A 14,538-nucleotide genomic window follows, 5' to 3' on the forward strand; every position below is an offset into this window, starting at 1 on the left:
GGCGGGTTCAATTCTCCCGCCCCGGGGCGCGGCCGATGCCTCGGAGCGCGCCTCAGCGCTTGCGGAAGTGCAGGACGCCCCAGGCGAGCCAGCCGGAATCCGCCGCCTTCACCCACTCGTCGAGCCCCACCAGCATGCGGTCGACGAAGGCGGTCGAGGAGACCGCGACGATCTCGTCGTAGCGTGCCCGCAGCTCCTCGCCCACCCGCTCGTAGTGCCGGCGCAGGTTCGGCGTACGGTCGTCGAGCGAGAGCGTCTCGAAGCCGAGCCGCTCGCCGAGCGCGCGGTAGTAGCCGAAGGAGCCGAGGCTGCGCAGGTGGATGCGGTCGTAGACGGGCTGGAGCACGCCCTCGGGCACGTCGTCGGCCTGCATCGGATCGGTGAAGACGAACTCGCCGCCCGGGCGCAGAACCCGCTCCACCTCCCGGAAGACCTTCTCTCGGTCGCCCGCGTGCAGGATCGCGTCCTGGGACCAGACCACGTCGCAGGAGGCGTCCGGGCGCGGGACGTCCTCGAAGGAGCCGTGCACGACGCAGACGCGGCGGGCGAGGCCCTGGCGGCGGTTGAGGAAGCGGTTGGTGTCGTTCTGCGCGTCGGAGATGTTGAGGCACACGACGTCGCAGCCGTGAGTCCGCGCGAGATGGCGCGCCGAGCCGCCGTAGCCGGCGCCGATGTCCAGCACGCGGGTGCGCTCGGACAGGCTCGTCAGCCGCTCGGCCATGGTCTCGACGGTCCGGCGGCTCGCGGTGCGGATGTCGGCCGTCTCCTCGTACATGCCGACGTGGATGTCCTCGCCGCCCCAGATGTTGAAGTAGAAGTTGTCCGCCTCCGGGCTGTCGTAATAGTCCTCGGTGATGCGGCTCACCGACTTCTCGCCCCTCGTCGAGATCGCCGGCGGGGTGGGCGGCGAGTCCGCGCGCAGGAAGGCCTTTTCGGCGACGTGGATGAGGAAGTCGGGCTCGGTGTCCTCGAACGTCTCCTGGAAGTCGCCGTAGGTGCGGATGCGCTGGAAGCCGGCTTCCTCCAGCAGGCGCCGCATGTAGGCCTTGCGCAGCGGAAACATGTTGAGCGTGTACTCGGACGCGTCCGGGAAGGTGTACTTGAAGCGCGCCAGGCCGTCGTCGACGTATTCCGGCTCGGCGCTCACCCGGTCGCCGCAATAGTAGTACTTGTGCTTCGTCGAGAAGCCCTGGTCGAGTATGGCGTCGTAGTTTCGCTGGTCGATGATGAGGATGCCGTCGTGCTTGAGCGCGGCGTAGAACTCCGCCAGCGCCCGGCGCCGGTCGCCCTCGTCGTGGATGTGGGTGAAGGAGTTGCCGAGGCAGATGATGGCGTCGTACTTGCCCTGGATGTCCCGGTTGAGCCAGCGCCAGTCCGCCTGCACGAGCTTGGGGATCATGTCGCGGGCCTTCGCGTTCTCGAAGGCCTGGGCCAGCATCGCGGCCGAGCCGTCGACGGAGGTGACGTCGAAGCCCGCCTGGGTGAGGCGCACGGAGTGGAACCCGGTGCCGCAGGCGACGTCGAGGATCTTGTGCTTGCCGCGCGAGCGCAGCACGTCGATGAAGAAGTCGCCCTCGCTCTCGGCGCGCGCCTCCCAGTCGATCAGCTCGTCCCACTTCTCGACGAAGCTCTTCACGTACTCGGCTTCGTAGTGGCCGGTCTCGCGCTTGGCGATCGGGTCGTCGCCGTAGAGCTGCTCCTGCGGCACGATCCGCGCGTTGCCGAGCATGCGGGCGTTGGTCGAGCGGGCGGTCGTCATGCGGGCCGTCATGGCGTCTTCCTTCCGTCGTCGTTCTTCGAGCGGCCGGGATCGTTCGCGCCCGCGGGTGCGGACGCGGCCGGGCGGCCGTAGCGGAACGCGGCATCTGCCGCGCGTCGGCTGGTGCGCGTGGCGACCGGACGGGCCCATCGGGCGGGGGCGAGGAGACCGCGACGGGGCACCACGGGAGAGGTCGTGGAGCCGCGAGGCGGGCCGCGGGCGAGCCGCCGGTGGGGCTGGCTCGGGCGAGGCGGCGGGATCCACGCGCTGGACGGATAGGACACTACGCCGCTGCGGGTGAATTGTCAGGCTTACATCTCGGATTTATTCGTGCTATGCGGAGCGATCACACAGAATTCGTCGCGGTGCAGCGAAGTCGATCGGCCGAGGTGTCCCGGCGGTGGCTCGATCGTGCGCGATCGGTTGCGAGGCAAGCGCCGGGGAGCGACTGCGCGTGCGCTCGACCGATAGCCTCGACGGGCGATTCGGAGCCGGCGAGATCGTTGGCGCGGCGCGCCTCTTCTGCATCGCGGCGGCCGCGCCGACCGGTCCGCGCGGCCGCGTGGTCCGGCGTGCGCCACGCGGCTCCTGCGACCCGCGCGCGCGGGTCGCGGCCCGTCCACCGTCGCGCGACGCTCGCGAATTGCTTTCGCGCGCTCGGTCGCTATAGTCCGCGCCGCTTTCCGACCTCGTCGAGCGGATGCGTGCCCTCCGATCAGCGCCGCCGGCGCGGGCCGCGCCGCGCGCTTCGCCAATGGAGCCAGCGTGCCATGAGTGAACCCAACGTCTTCCTGCAGCTCGTCCCCTTCATCCTCATTTTCGTCATCATGTGGTTCCTGATCATCCGCCCGCAGCAGAAGCGGGTGAAGGCGCATCAGGAGATGGTGAAGGCGCTGCGCCGCGGGGACCAGATCGTCACCTCCGGCGGCATCGTGGGCAAGATCTCCAAGGTGGTCGACGACGCGGAGATCGAGGTCGAGATCGCGGAGGGCGTGCGGGTGCGCATCGTGCGAGGGATGGTCACCGAGGTTCGCTCGAAGAGCGAGCCGGTGAAGATCGACAAGTGAGCGTCGATTCGGCCCGCTGAGGCCGCGGCGTCGGCACGCGTCCGGACCCGCGGAACCCACGGGCGCCGGCGCCGGGCCTCGGGCGCGAGAGGAAGGTTCGTTCGGGAATGTTGCGCTTCAAGACCTCGACCACGATCGCCATCCTGGTGGCCGTCGCCTTCGGCATGCTGCTGGCCATGCCGAACCTGCTGTCGCAGAGCCAGCGGGACGCGCTCGCCGCGGCGACGCCGAGCTTCGTGCCGTCCTTCCTGGTGCCGACCCAAGGCATCGTGCTCGGGCTCGATCTCCAGGGCGGCTCGCACGTCCTGCTCGAGGTCGACGTCGACGAGCTGATGCGGCGCGAGGCGCAGAACCTGCGCGACCAGGTCCGCCAGGCCCTGCGTGAGACCCGCACGCCGCTCGAGGGCGGCATCCAGACGACCACCCGGGGCGTGAGCGTGCGCGTGCCCGACGACGCGGCGCGCGCCCGGCTGCTGCCGCTGCTGGAGGAGCTCGAGGTGCCGCTCCAGAACGCCGCGATCGGCCAGTCGGCGACGGCCGTCGTCGTGACCGAGGGGCCGGGCGGGCTGATCAACGCGGGCTTCACCGAGGCGGGCGTCACCGAGCGCGTGTCGCGGGCGGTCTCGCAGGCGATCGAGGTGCTGCGCCAGCGCGTCGACGCGCTCGGCACGACGGAGCCCAACATCCAGCGCCAGGGCGAGGACCGCATCCTCGTTCAGGTGCCGGGCCTGCAGGATCCCGAGCGTCTCAAGACCATTCTCGGCGAGACGGCGCAGCTCGAGTTCCGCTTCCTCGCCAACCCGGGCGACAGCGACGTCGAGATGCTGCCCTCCGAGGATCTCGGCGGGGAGCCGGTCGCGGTCGAGCGGCAGATCATCGTGGGGGGCGAGGACCTGATCGACGCCCAGCCCGCCTTCGACCAGCAGACCAACGAGCCGGTCGTCAACTTCCGCTTCAACGTCTCGGGCGCCCAGCGCTTCGGCGACGCGACGACGCGCAACGTCGGCCGCCAGCTCGCCATCGTGCTCGACGACCGCGTGATCTCCGCGCCGCGCGTGCAGTCGCCGATCACCGGCGGGTCGGGCCAGATCTCGGGGCGCTTCTCCGTCCAGGAGGCGAACGACCTCTCGGTGCTCCTGCGCGCCGGCGCGCTGCCGGCGCGGCTCACCATCGTCGAGGAGCGCACCGTCGGGCCGGGGCTCGGGGCCGATTCGATCCGCGCGGGCGTCACCGCTGCGATCGTGGGCGCGCTCCTCGTCGTGCTGTTCATGGTCAGCGCCTACGGCTTCTTCGGCGTGCTGGCCACGATCTCGCTCACGGTCAACGTGATCCTCATCCTCGGCCTGCTCTCGGCGCTGGGCGCGACGCTGACGCTGCCGGGCATCGCAGGCATCGTGCTCACGATCGGCATGGCGGTCGATTCGAACGTGCTGATCTTCGAGCGCGTGCGCGAGGAGGAACGGCTCGGCCGCTCGGCGGTCTCCGCGCTCGACACGGGCTTCGCCCGCGCGCTGGGCACCATCCTCGACGCCAACATCACCACGCTGATCGCCGCCGCGGTTCTGTTCTTCCTCGGCACCGGCCCGGTGCGCGGCTTCGCCGTGACGCTGTCGCTGGGCATCATCACGACCGTCTTCACCGCCTACACCCTCACCCGCCTGATGGTCGCGACCTGGTTCCGGGTCCGCCGGCCCAAGTCGCTCGCGGTTTGAGGAGGAGCACCGGCCATGTGGCTCGTTCGTTACATTCCCGTCGAGACGAAGTACGCCTTCATGCGCTGGCGGCGCTGGAGCTTCCCGTTCTCGGCGGCGCTCTCGATCCTGTGCGTCGCGGCCTTCTTCGGGCTCGGCATGAACTTCGGCATCGACTTCCGCGGCGGCACGCTCGTCGAGCTGCAGTCGCGCGAGGGGCCGGCGAACATCGCCCAGATCCGCGACGAGGCGAACGCGCTGGGCTTCGGCCAGGTGGAGGTGCAGGAGTTCGGCACCCCGCGGGACGTCTCGCTGCGCGTCCAGGTGCAGGTGGCGCGGGACGGCCTGACCGAGGAGGAGGTGCAGCAGGAGGTCGTCGCCGACCTGCGCGCGACCTTCGAGGACGACTACGTCTTCCGCCGCGTGGAGGTGGTGGGGCCGCGGGTCTCCGGCGAACTCGTGCAGTCCGGCACGCTCGGCGTCGTGTTCGCCATCTTCGGCGTGCTGGTCTATCTCTGGTTCCGCTTCGAATGGCACTTCGCGGTGGGCGCCGTCATCGCCACGCTGCACGATCTCGTGCTGACGATCGGCTTCTTCGCCATCACGCAGATCGAGTTCAACATGACCTCGATCGCCGCGATCCTCACCATCCTCGGCTATTCGCTCAACGACACGGTGGTGGTCTACGACCGTATTCGGGAGATGCTGCGCAAGTACAAGCGCATCACGGTCCATCAGGTGCTCGACGTCGCCATCAACGCCACGCTCTCGCGCACGATCCTCACGGGCGTGACGACGTTCCTCGCGCTCCTCGCTCTCGCCTTCCTGGGCGGCGAGGTGATCAAGGGGTTCGCCTATGCGATGATCTTCGGCCTCGTGGTCGGCACCTATTCGTCGGTGTTCATCGCCGCGCCGATCCTGATCTATCTCGGCGTGCGTCCGGCGAGCGAGATCGCCGAGGCGGAAGCGGCGGCGCGCGCGCAGCCGGCCGAGTAGGGTAGGGTGACGCCATGGCCGCGGACGATCCCCGGGGTGGCCGGCTGCACGACGGCTTCGTCCCCGGCCGCTGGCCGATCGACGCCTACGGCGCGGGCGGCTTCCGCTTCGCGGACATGTCGCACCGCGGCTCGATCCTGGCGCTGCCGTCCGGCATCCACGCCTGGGACCCGGCGACGCCCGCGGATTTGACGCTGGCCGCCTTCGTCCCGGCTCTGCGGGAGGCGGAGGCGATGGAACTCCTGCTCGTCGGCGTCGGGGCGGATCTCGTGCTCCTGCCGGAGGAGGTGATGTGGGGACTGCGCGAGAGAGGCCTACGGGTCGAGGTGATGCAGACGGGTGCGGCGGCGCGCACCTTCACGATCCTGCTCGGCGAGAGGCGCCGCGTCGGCGCGGCGCTGCTCGCCGTCCCCTGACCACATCCCGGCGGTCCCCGCGATGAGCGCGGACGACGCCGCCCTTCGCGGCAGCGCCCTCGCCGAGGACGCACCGGAGCACGCGCGTGCCTGCGAGCGCATCGTGCGGCGCGACGATCCCGATCGCTGGCTCGCCACGCTCTTCGCTCCCGCCGCGGCGCGCCCGGCGCTCTTCGCCCTCTACGCCTTCGCCGCCGAGGTCGCGCGCGTCCCCGAGCGCGTGCGCGAACCGCTGCCGGGCGAGATCCGCCTGCAATGGTGGCGCGACGCGCTCGAGGGGACGCGGGCGGAGGAGGCGCGTGCGAACCCCGTCTTCGCGGCGCTGGAGGAGACGATCGCACGCCATCGCCTGCCGCGCGCGCCCCTCGTCGGCCTCGTCGAGGCGCGCATCCACGACCTCTACGACGACCCGATCGCCACCGTGAACGACCTCGAGGGCTACGCGGGCGAGACGTCCTCCGTGCTGATGCGGCTCGCGAGCCTGATCCTGGCCGGCGGCGCCGACCCCGGCCATGCGGACGCCGCGGGGCACGGCGGCGTCGCCTATGCGCTCGCTGGGCTGATGCGCTCCTTCCCCTGGCACGTCCGCGACGGCCGGCTCTACGTGCCGCCGGTGGAGACGCTCGCGCGCCACGGGCTGACCCGCGAGCGCGTGCTCGCGGGGGAGGGCGGCCTGCCGCTCCAGGCGGCGCTCCAGGACATGCGCGCGCTGGCGCGCCGCCACCGCGCCGAGGCGTGGCGCGCGCTCGCCGGCGCGCCGCGGGCGATCGTGCCCGCGTTCCTGCCGCTCGCGCTCGTCGAGCCGGCCCTGAAGGCCATGGAGCGGCCCGGCTTCGACCCCTATCGCAGCGTCGTCGAGATCCCGCAATGGCGCCGGCAGCTGGCGCTTTGGTGGGCGTCGCGGCGGATGTGAGGTCCGCACCTCACGCGGCGGGAAAGCGCGTCGTCGCGACGAGGACGATGGCGACGAGGAGCACGGCCCCGGCGCCGCGCGCCACCAGCCGGCGGCGGCGCGGGCTCCCGACCCAGCGCCGGCTGCCGGCATCCGCGAAGAGGCCGGCGGCGAAGTAGAGGACGAGGCACAGCCCGCTCGTCGTCGCCCCGAGCAGCAGCGCCTGGCTCCACAGCGGCCCCTGCGCCGGCGAGACGAACTGCGGCAGGATGGCGAAGTAGAACAGGATGCCCTTCGGGTTGAGCGCGCTGGTCAGCACGCCGAAGGCGAAGTCCTCGCCCCGCGAGATCCCGGGCACGTCCGCGGTCTCGACCAGCGATCCGTCCGACGTGAACAGCCGGTAGGCGAGCGAGGACAGATAGGCGAGGCCCAGCGCCTGGACGACCCTGAAGACGCTCTCCTCCAGCTGGAACACGAGCCCGACGCCCAGCGCCACGAGCCCCGTGAACACGAGATACCCCGCCGCGATCCCCGACGCCGCCCAGAAGGCGGCGACGCGCCCGCGGGTCATGGAGCGGCCGACGACGTAGAGCATGTCGGGGCCGGGGACCATGATGAGGCTGACGACCGTCGCGACGAAGAGGAGGTAGGAGGTGGGCATGGGGATCTCCGGCATTCGGCCATCGCCGGATCTTTCCGGCTGTGATGCGGCGGTTGCTTGGTGGCGGCGATCAGAGCATGATCCTACGCCGGCTGCAGCCGAACGATTTCCCGCATGGAGCCAGTCACGTGCGCCTCGACCGAACCGATTTCGAGATACTCCGCGTTCTCCAGAACGACGCCCGGACGCCCAACAAGGTGCTGGCGGCGGAGGTCGGGCTCGCCGGCTCGACGGTGCACGAGCGCGTGAAGCGGCTGGAGGCGGCGGGCGTGATCCGCGGGGCGACGGTCACGCTCGATCCGGCCGCCTTCGGCGTGGGGCTCGAGGCGATCCTGATGGTGACGCTGGCCAAGCACGACCGCGCCCTCGTCGACCGCTTCATGACGGAGGTGGCGCAGGTGAACGAGGTGCGTGCCCTGTTCCTGATCTCGGGGCGCTGGGACGTCGTCGCCCATGTCGTCGTGCGCGACGTGGCGCACCTGCGCGACCTCGCGCTCGACGCCTTCACCAGCCGCGAGGGGGTCGAGCAGATCGAGACGGCGGTGGTCTTCGAGAGGCGCGAGAGCCGTGCGCTGGCGCCGCTGTTCGCGCCCGGGTGACGTCGTCGCTCACGCCGCCACGGCCGCCGCAGACGGGCGGCGGCAGAAGGTCTCGCGGATGATGCGGGCGAGGTCGTCGACCGCGCGCATGCCGTGGTCGCGTCGCAGGTAGAGGCTCACCGAGAGCGGCGGCACCGGCGGCAGGCCGCAGTCCGGCGGCAGGATCTCGAGGTTGGACGGCACGGCGGAGGCGAGCATGGTCGTCACGCCGAGGTCGCTCTGCACCGTGGCGTTGAGCGCGTCGACGTTGGCGATCTCGACCACCGGGCGCCAGTCGACGTCCGCGGCGCGCAGGGCGGCGAGTGTCGGCGGGCGAATCGAGCAGGTCTCCGAGCCGATGGAGATCGGCACCGGGCGCTGCAGCCACGCGTCCCCGCCGCGGGCGCCGACCCAGACGAGGCGGTCGACCATCAGCGTCTCGCCGTGCGGCTCGGTCGAAACCTCCTCGACGATGCCGAGATCGATCTCGCCGCGCTCCACCGCCTCGCGGATCTCGCGCGAGGCGTGGCTGAACAGCCGCACGCGCACGCGTGGGCAGCAGCGCGCGAAGCGCTTGAGCACGGGCGCCGCGTAGCCGGGCACGAGATCGTAGGGGAAGCCGAGCCGGATCTCGCCGGTCTCGACGGGGGCCGTCATCTCCGCCCAGATCTGGTCGTTGACGGCGAGGAGGCGCTTGGCGAGGCCGAGCAGGCGCTCGCCCTGCGCGGTCAGGGCGAGGCCGCGACGTTCGCGCTCGAAGAGCAGGCCGCCGAAGCTCTCCTCCAGCCGCTTGATCTGCTGGCTCACGGCGGCCTGCGTGAGGTTGAGCACGCCTGCCGCCGCCGTCATGCCCCCTGTCTCGGCCACGGCGACGAAGGCGCGCAGCAGGGCGGTGTCGAGGTTTCGGGCCATGGCGCGCTCCGGGATAAGGCGTCGTTATCCTGTGCATCATGACCATTCGTTTCCATGATGCAAGCGCCTTCGCTAGCGTCTCCTCATCGCCGCTTCGGCGAGCCACAGGAGACGAGCCATGTCCGCAACCTGCCTCTCACACACCTGCTCGGATCGCGCGCTCGGGAGCGTGCCCCTCGTGCCCCGTCGGGCGAAGGCGGAGCCCGGGCTCTTCGGCGGGCTCATCGCCCGCCTCGCCCGCGAGCTGCGGCTGCGCCGGGCCGCGCGGACGCTCGAGGCGATGCCGGATCATCTGCTCTCGGACATCGGGCTCGCGCGCGGGGACATCCCGGACGCCATCCGCAACGGCCGCGCCTGGCGCGAGGACGGCCGCTGAGCGATCCCCTGCGCCGGGCGCGAACCCTCGGGCGGGACAGCGCGTTTCCAGTCGTCGCCGCAGCGATGCGGCCTCACGAGGGAGGCGCGCCATGCCCGCCAAGTCGACGAAGCAGCAGATGGCCGCCGGCGCGGCGCTCTCCGCGAAGCGCGGGGAGACGAAGACGTCGGATCTGAAGGCCGCCTCGCGCTCCATGGTCGAGTCCATGAGCGAGGAGGAGCTCGAGAAGATGGCGCACACCGACCGCAAGAACCTGCCGGAGAAGGCCTCCGAGGACTGACGGTCGCGTGGCCGACGCGGAAACGGAAAGGGCGGCCCGCAGGCCGCCCTCGAACGTTTCATGACGACCCGGCGAGAGCGCGGGATCAGACGTCCTCGCCCGTCTGCGGCGCGTCCTCGTCGGAGCCGCCGCGGCCTCGGCTCTCGTACTCCTCGAGCGCCGCGCCGACCTCCAGGCCGAGTTCGTCGAGGTCGAGTTCCTCGCGGGCGAAGACGTCCTCGCCGCGGGCCAGGCGCTCGGCCTCGTCGGGCGAACGGGCGACATTGACGGTCACCATCGCCTCGACCTCCGGGTGGAGCAGGATCGCGACCTTGTGCAGGCCGAGGGTCTTGATCGGCTGCGAGAGCTGGATCTGCTGGCGCGAGACGGTGAAGCCGGCGCCCGTGATCACGTCGGCGAGGTCCCGGGTGGCCACCGAGCCGTAGAGCACGCCGGACTCGCCCGCCGAGCGGATCAGCACGAAGCTCTGGCCGTCGAGCTTGGCGTTGACCTCCTGCGCTTCCTGCTTGCGCTCGAGGTTGCGGGCCTCGAGCTGGGCGCGCTGCTGCTCGAAGCGGGACTTGTTGTCCGCGGTGGCGCGCAGCGCCTTGCCGAGGGGGAGCAGGTAGTTGCGGGCGTAGCCGTCGCGAACGCGCACGGTCTGCCCCATCTGGCCGAGCTTGGGAACGCGCTCGAGAAGGATGACTTCCATCGGTCTCACTCCTTGGGAGGTTTTCTGACGATCGTGGGCGGGCCGCCCGAGAACCAGCGCCGGCGCAGCCGGAAAGCGCTGTCGGCGATGCCGAACAGCAGCATCGCGATGAGGATCAGCCCCTGGCTGAACAGAATCAGCAGGTAGGTGCCGAAGAGCAGGAAGCCGCGACCGGGCCGGCCGCGGCTGACGTCGTGAAGCGCCGCGAGCCCCTGCAGCGCGAAGGCCATGACGAAGGCGCCCGTCAGCGCGGCGGCGAAGACGCCGACGAAACCGCCGACGAGGTTCGCGACGAGGACCGCGCCGAGGAAGGCGAAGACCGCCTGGCGCGGCATCAGGGTGGAGGGGATGTCGGGCCACGGCCGGGCGAGGCGCCCGGAGATCTGCACGATCTTTGCGCCGAGCCAGACGTAGAGCACGAGGATGACGGTGAAGCCCTGCGCTGCGAACACCGGCGCGAGCTCCGCGATCGTGCCGGCGAGCGCGTCCGGGTCGACGCCCTCGGCGCCCGACAGCGTGGGCTCGGCGGCGAACAGCGCCGCGGTCGCCTCGCGCACGCGCTCCTGATAGGTCGCGTAGTCGAAATCCGGGACGGCCGCGGCGGCGACGAAGGTCAGCGCGGCGACGGCGGCGATCCAGGCGAGCAGCCGGCCGAGCGGGTACCACTCCATCGTGCCGTCCGCGTTCGCGCGGCCCAGCAGCACGAGATAGGCGAGCCACCAGGCGGGCAGCCCGCTGGCCAGCGCGAAGCCGAGCCCGGAGACCGGCTCCAGCGCGATCGCGAGCGCGATGCCGCCGACCACGGCGCCGACGAGGCCGGCGCGGTGGTCCCAGCCGAGCGCGGCGACGAGGATCGGGATCGGCGCGAGCAGGTACAGGAGCAGCGCGATGGCGCTGCCCTGGATCACCGTCGCGGTGAGCAGCGCGGACACGAGGCCGGCGCCGATGCCGATGAGGATGAAGTGCTGCACGTCGCTGTCCCGTCGCGGTCTCGCGAGGTTAGGGACGGCTCGAAGGCCCACGGGATCGCGGGCCCGGCCGCCCCAGCGCGCCCGGCGCGGACGCCGGGCGAGGGGGTATCACGCGCGTCGGGGCGCGCTCACTTGATCACGAAGGGGATCAGCCCGAGAATACGCGCGCGCTTGATCGCCTGGGCGAGTTCGCGCTGCTTCTTGGCCGACACCGCCGTGATGCGGGAGGGGACGATCTTGCCGCGCTCGGACACGTAGCGCGAGAGCAGCTTGACGTCCTTGTAGTCGATCTTCGGCGCGTTGGCGCCCGAGAACGGGCACGTCTTGCGACGGCGGAAGAAGGGGCGACGGCCCCCGGCAGCACCACCGGCCATGATCAGCTCTCCTCGCCCTGGCTCGTCGTCTCCTCCTCGCGCCGGCGACGTTCGCCGCCGAACCGCTCGCCGCGATCGCGATCGCCGCGCTCGCCGCGATCCCGGTCGCCGCGCGGGCCGCGGTCGCCGCGGTCACCGCGCTCGCCGCGATCGTCGCGGTCGCGCTTCTGCATCATGGCGGAGGGCTCGGGATCGAGGGCCTCGACCTTGATGGTCATGAAGCGCAGGACGTCCTCGGAGAGGCGCATCTGGCGCTCCATCTCCGCCACCGCGGGGTGCGGCGCGTCGATGTTGAGGAGGGTGAAGTGGGCCTTGCGGCTCTTCTTGATGCGGTAGGCGAGGGTCTTGAGCCCCCAGGGCTCCACCTTCTCGACCTTGCCGCCGTTGCCCTCGATGATCCCCTTGAAGGTCTCGACCATCGATTCGACCTGCTGGCTCGTCACGTCGGGACGCGCCAGGAAGACGTGCTCGTACAATGCCATCTGTGGCCTTTCTCTCGTTCTCGCGCGTCCGATCGGCGCCAAGCCCTCCGAGCCTGCCTCAGGCCCAAAGCGATTGTTCGAAGGCGGAGACACGGGACGACGGGGCGCCTGCACCCCTGCCGCCGGCGCCGAGTGGGCGCGAGCGACCGTCCGTTCAGCCCCCGGCCGGAGCGAACGCGAGGTGGCGGACATACGCCAAAGGGGCGCGTCTTGCAAGGCCGGCGACGGACGAATTCGACGGGCGCATCGGTTTTGACGTGAACCATCCCCCCGCCTAGAGTGCCGGCATGACCGCGACGCAGATGATCGACAAGCCCGCGCCCGCCTCCGGCGAGACGCCAGACGCCGTGCGCGTCTGGCTGCGATTCGTGCGGCTGCAGCAGCGCCTGTCGAACGGCATCGCCGCGGAGCTGCGCGCGATCGGGCTGTCGATCCCGCAGTTCGACCTGATCTCGACACTCTCCGAGCGGGAGGGGATCACGCAGGGCGAGCTGGCGCAGCGCCTCTACGTCACGAAGGGGAACGTCTCCGGGCTCGTCGACCGTCTGGTGGAGGCCGAGCTCGTCGAGCGCCGGCCGATCCCCGGCGACCGCCGCTCGCACGCGCTCCACCTCACGTCCGCCGGGCGGGAGCGGGCGCGCGAGGGCATCGCCGCCCAGCGCGCCTTCGTCGCGCGCACCCTCGGGCGGCTGCCGGGCGAGGACGTCGTCGAGCTCGAGCGCATCCTGCGCGCCTGGCGTGACGTCGCCCGCGAGACGCTCTGACGGGTGCGGGCGGGTGCGGGCGATGCCGGGGACGTTCGACGCGATCGCCTTCGCGGGCGGGGGCAACCGCTGCTACTGGCAGGGCGGGTTCTGGGACGTCGCCGGCCCGGCGCTCGGAGCGCCGTCGCTCGCGGTCGGCGTGAGCGCGGGCGCCTGGGCCGCCTGCTACTCGATGCTCGGCTTCGGCGAGAGCGTGCGCACGATGGTGGTCGAGGGCTGCTCGCGGGGCGCGCCGAACCTCGACTTTTCAGCGCTCCGCCGTGGCGAGCCGGCGTTCCCGGTGCGCGCCATGTACGGCGAGCTCCTGACCGAGATCCTCGACACCGACGCATTCGCCCGGCTGACCGCGCCCGACGCGCCCGACGTGCTGATCGCCGTCGCGCGCCCGCCGCGCCGGCTGCCGCTGGCGCTGGCGGTGCCGCTCGGCATGCTCGTCTACCAGCTCGAGAAGGCGGTCGCCAAGCCGGTCCACCCGCGCGGCGGGCGCTGGCTCGGCTTCCGCACGGAGTTCGTGCGCGTGCGCGATCTCGAGAGCCCGCAGGCGCTCGTCGCCGCGCTGCTGGCGAGCGCGAGCGTGCCGCCGATCATGCCGATCGGCCTCGTCGCCGGCGCGCCGGCGCTCGACGGCGGGCTCGTCGACAACGTGCCGGTGGAGCCGCTGAGCGCGGTCGAGGCCCGGGGCGGGCGCACGCTCGTGCTCGTCACGCGGCGCTACGCCAGGCTCCCGGAGGTGCCGGGGCGCACGTACGTGCAGCCGTCCCGGCGCATCGCGGTGGGGCAGTTCGACGTGACACGGCCCGCGGCGATCGAGGAGACCTACGCGCTCGGGCGCGCGGACGGCGCGGCCTTCGTCGCCGAGCTGCGGGCCGGGGAGGGCGCGCACGCCGCCGGGTGAGGCCGGGCGGGGGCGAGGCTCGGCGTCGCGTGGCGAGCGGGAACTCGTCGGGGCGGCGCGCTTTGGCAGGCCTGATCCCGAGAGAAACTCATCCCGAGAGAAACACTCCTCGAGAGACATGGAGCCTCCGATGCCCGCCCACCGCCTTCTCCTCGCCGCGCTCCTCGCGGGCGCCGCGCCGCTCGCCGCCGCGCCCACGCTCGCCCAGGACGCGATGCCGCTCGAGGACCTCGGGGGTGCGATCTCCGACGCCGCCTCCGCGCTCGAGGACGCCGGCGAGGACGCGCTCCTGGTGCGCGACCTCCTCGGCATGGAGCTGACGGATCCCTCCGGCGAGACGGCGGGGACGGTGCGGGACTTCGTCGTCGTCCCCGGCGGGCGCCTCGTCGCGGCGCTGGTCGAGACGCCGGACGGCGCGCGCGTGCCGGTGCCCTTCGCGGCGATCAAGCTCGCGGATCGGGGCGAGACGGCCAGGGCGACCCTCTCGCGGCCGCTGTCGGAGGTGACCGCGAGCGACGGGTTCGAGGCCCTCGAGGAAGCGATGCCGGAAGGGACGGACGGCTGAGACCGCGCTGCCACGGCGGACGGCGCGTGCCTGCGCAGGCGGGCACGCCACGGGAACAACCCTCTTGAATCGTGGATCGAACGCGGCTAAGCGGGCGGCCACGTCGCCCGAAGCCGCGCGAGCGCGCGCGTGCGCAGGGCACATCGAGCGCACGTCAGGAAGAGAGCG

General features: G+C 71.8%; 18 protein-coding genes. 11 read left to right on the top strand and 7 right to left on the bottom strand.

All coding sequences use genetic code 11. The features are described 5' to 3' along the window. Window positions 1-52: 52 nt before the first annotated feature. Window positions 53-1,771, bottom strand: coding sequence for a glycine/sarcosine N-methyltransferase (locus AB9M23_RS18435; protein WP_372426048.1), 1,719 nt, complete (start codon window positions 1,769-1,771; stop codon window positions 53-55). 758 nt (window positions 1,772-2,529) lie between these two features. Between AB9M23_RS18435 and yajC the strand changes: the two genes are divergently transcribed. The 5 genes from yajC (at window position 2,530) to AB9M23_RS18460 (ending at window position 6,842) form a co-directional block, all read left to right on the top strand. After that, the gene (gene yajC / locus AB9M23_RS18440) at window positions 2,530-2,826 is read left to right on the top strand and encodes a preprotein translocase subunit YajC (protein ID WP_372426049.1); all 297 of its coding nucleotides are present in this window, start codon (window positions 2,530-2,532) and stop codon (window positions 2,824-2,826) included. Window positions 2,827-2,933: 107 nt separating this feature from the next. Beyond that, window positions 2,934-4,538, top strand: a complete 1,605-nt coding sequence (gene secD / locus AB9M23_RS18445) for a protein translocase subunit SecD (protein WP_372426050.1) — start codon at window positions 2,934-2,936, stop codon at window positions 4,536-4,538. A gap of 15 nt (window positions 4,539-4,553) precedes the next feature. After that, window positions 4,554-5,513 (top strand): protein translocase subunit SecF, encoded by a 960-nt coding sequence (secF, locus tag AB9M23_RS18450; RefSeq protein WP_372426051.1) that lies wholly within the window; start codon window positions 4,554-4,556, stop codon window positions 5,511-5,513. 14 nt (window positions 5,514-5,527) lie between these two features. Next, the gene (locus AB9M23_RS18455; RefSeq protein WP_372426052.1) at window positions 5,528-5,929 is read left to right on the top strand and encodes an Mth938-like domain-containing protein; all 402 of its coding nucleotides are present in this window, start codon (window positions 5,528-5,530) and stop codon (window positions 5,927-5,929) included. Between the two features lie 22 nt (window positions 5,930-5,951). Beyond that, complete coding sequence (locus AB9M23_RS18460) at window positions 5,952-6,842, top strand: phytoene/squalene synthase family protein (protein ID WP_372426053.1); 891 nt, start codon at window positions 5,952-5,954, stop codon at window positions 6,840-6,842. Between the two features lie 10 nt (window positions 6,843-6,852). On the opposite strand, the gene AB9M23_RS18465 is transcribed toward AB9M23_RS18460, so the two are convergent. After that, window positions 6,853-7,482, bottom strand: coding sequence for a LysE family translocator (locus AB9M23_RS18465; protein ID WP_372426054.1), 630 nt, complete (start codon window positions 7,480-7,482; stop codon window positions 6,853-6,855). Window positions 7,483-7,610: 128 nt separating this feature from the next. Between AB9M23_RS18465 and AB9M23_RS18470 the strand changes: the two genes are divergently transcribed. Further along, a complete protein-coding gene (locus AB9M23_RS18470; RefSeq protein WP_372426055.1) occupies window positions 7,611-8,081 on the top strand; it encodes an Lrp/AsnC family transcriptional regulator in 471 nt (156 codons plus the stop codon). Between the two features lie 9 nt (window positions 8,082-8,090). Here AB9M23_RS18470 and AB9M23_RS18475 read toward each other — a convergent pair whose 3' ends face one another. Then, window positions 8,091-8,972 (bottom strand): LysR family transcriptional regulator, encoded by an 882-nt coding sequence (locus AB9M23_RS18475; protein ID WP_372426056.1) that lies wholly within the window; start codon window positions 8,970-8,972, stop codon window positions 8,091-8,093. Between the two features lie 118 nt (window positions 8,973-9,090). On the opposite strand from AB9M23_RS18475, the gene AB9M23_RS18480 reads away from it, so the two are divergent. After that, complete coding sequence (locus AB9M23_RS18480; protein ID WP_372426057.1) at window positions 9,091-9,348, top strand: DUF1127 domain-containing protein; 258 nt, start codon at window positions 9,091-9,093, stop codon at window positions 9,346-9,348. Window positions 9,349-9,439: 91 nt separating this feature from the next. Beyond that, window positions 9,440-9,628: a DUF3008 family protein gene (locus AB9M23_RS18485; RefSeq protein WP_372426058.1), complete on the top strand. Its 189-nt coding sequence runs from the start codon at window positions 9,440-9,442 to the stop codon at window positions 9,626-9,628. An 85-nt stretch (window positions 9,629-9,713) separates the two neighbouring features. On the opposite strand, the gene rplI is transcribed toward AB9M23_RS18485, so the two are convergent. The 4 genes from rplI to rpsF form a co-directional block, all read right to left on the bottom strand. Then, window positions 9,714-10,319, bottom strand: a complete 606-nt coding sequence (gene rplI / locus AB9M23_RS18490) for a 50S ribosomal protein L9 (RefSeq protein WP_372426059.1) — start codon at window positions 10,317-10,319, stop codon at window positions 9,714-9,716. Window positions 10,320-10,324: 5 nt separating this feature from the next. After that, a complete protein-coding gene (locus tag AB9M23_RS18495) occupies window positions 10,325-11,290 on the bottom strand; it encodes a DUF2232 domain-containing protein (protein ID WP_372426060.1) in 966 nt (321 codons plus the stop codon). 128 nt (window positions 11,291-11,418) lie between these two features. Beyond that, window positions 11,419-11,664, bottom strand: a complete 246-nt coding sequence (gene rpsR, locus AB9M23_RS18500) for a 30S ribosomal protein S18 (protein ID WP_029032376.1) — start codon at window positions 11,662-11,664, stop codon at window positions 11,419-11,421. A gap of 2 nt (window positions 11,665-11,666) precedes the next feature. Then, the gene (rpsF, locus tag AB9M23_RS18505) at window positions 11,667-12,146 is read right to left on the bottom strand and encodes a 30S ribosomal protein S6 (protein ID WP_372426061.1); all 480 of its coding nucleotides are present in this window, start codon (window positions 12,144-12,146) and stop codon (window positions 11,667-11,669) included. 287 nt (window positions 12,147-12,433) lie between these two features. Here rpsF and AB9M23_RS18510 point away from each other — a divergent pair, with 287 nt between their 5' ends. The 3 genes from AB9M23_RS18510 (at window position 12,434) to AB9M23_RS18520 (ending at window position 14,370) form a co-directional block, all read left to right on the top strand. After that, window positions 12,434-12,910 carry a MarR family winged helix-turn-helix transcriptional regulator gene (locus AB9M23_RS18510; RefSeq protein ID WP_372426062.1) on the top strand — a complete coding sequence of 159 codons (477 nt, stop codon included), beginning with the start codon at window positions 12,434-12,436 and terminating at the stop codon, window positions 12,908-12,910. Window positions 12,911-12,932: 22 nt separating this feature from the next. Continuing rightward, window positions 12,933-13,805: a patatin-like phospholipase family protein gene (locus AB9M23_RS18515; RefSeq protein WP_372426063.1), complete on the top strand. Its 873-nt coding sequence runs from the start codon at window positions 12,933-12,935 to the stop codon at window positions 13,803-13,805. Between the two features lie 130 nt (window positions 13,806-13,935). Continuing rightward, on the top strand, window positions 13,936-14,370 hold the full coding sequence (locus AB9M23_RS18520) for a PRC-barrel domain-containing protein (protein WP_372426064.1): 435 nt from the start codon (window positions 13,936-13,938) through the stop codon (window positions 14,368-14,370). Window positions 14,371-14,538: the final 168 nt, after the last annotated feature.

This window comes from Salinarimonas chemoclinalis, from assembly GCF_041514305.1.
GTDB lineage: Bacteria > Pseudomonadota > Alphaproteobacteria > Rhizobiales > Beijerinckiaceae > Salinarimonas > Salinarimonas chemoclinalis.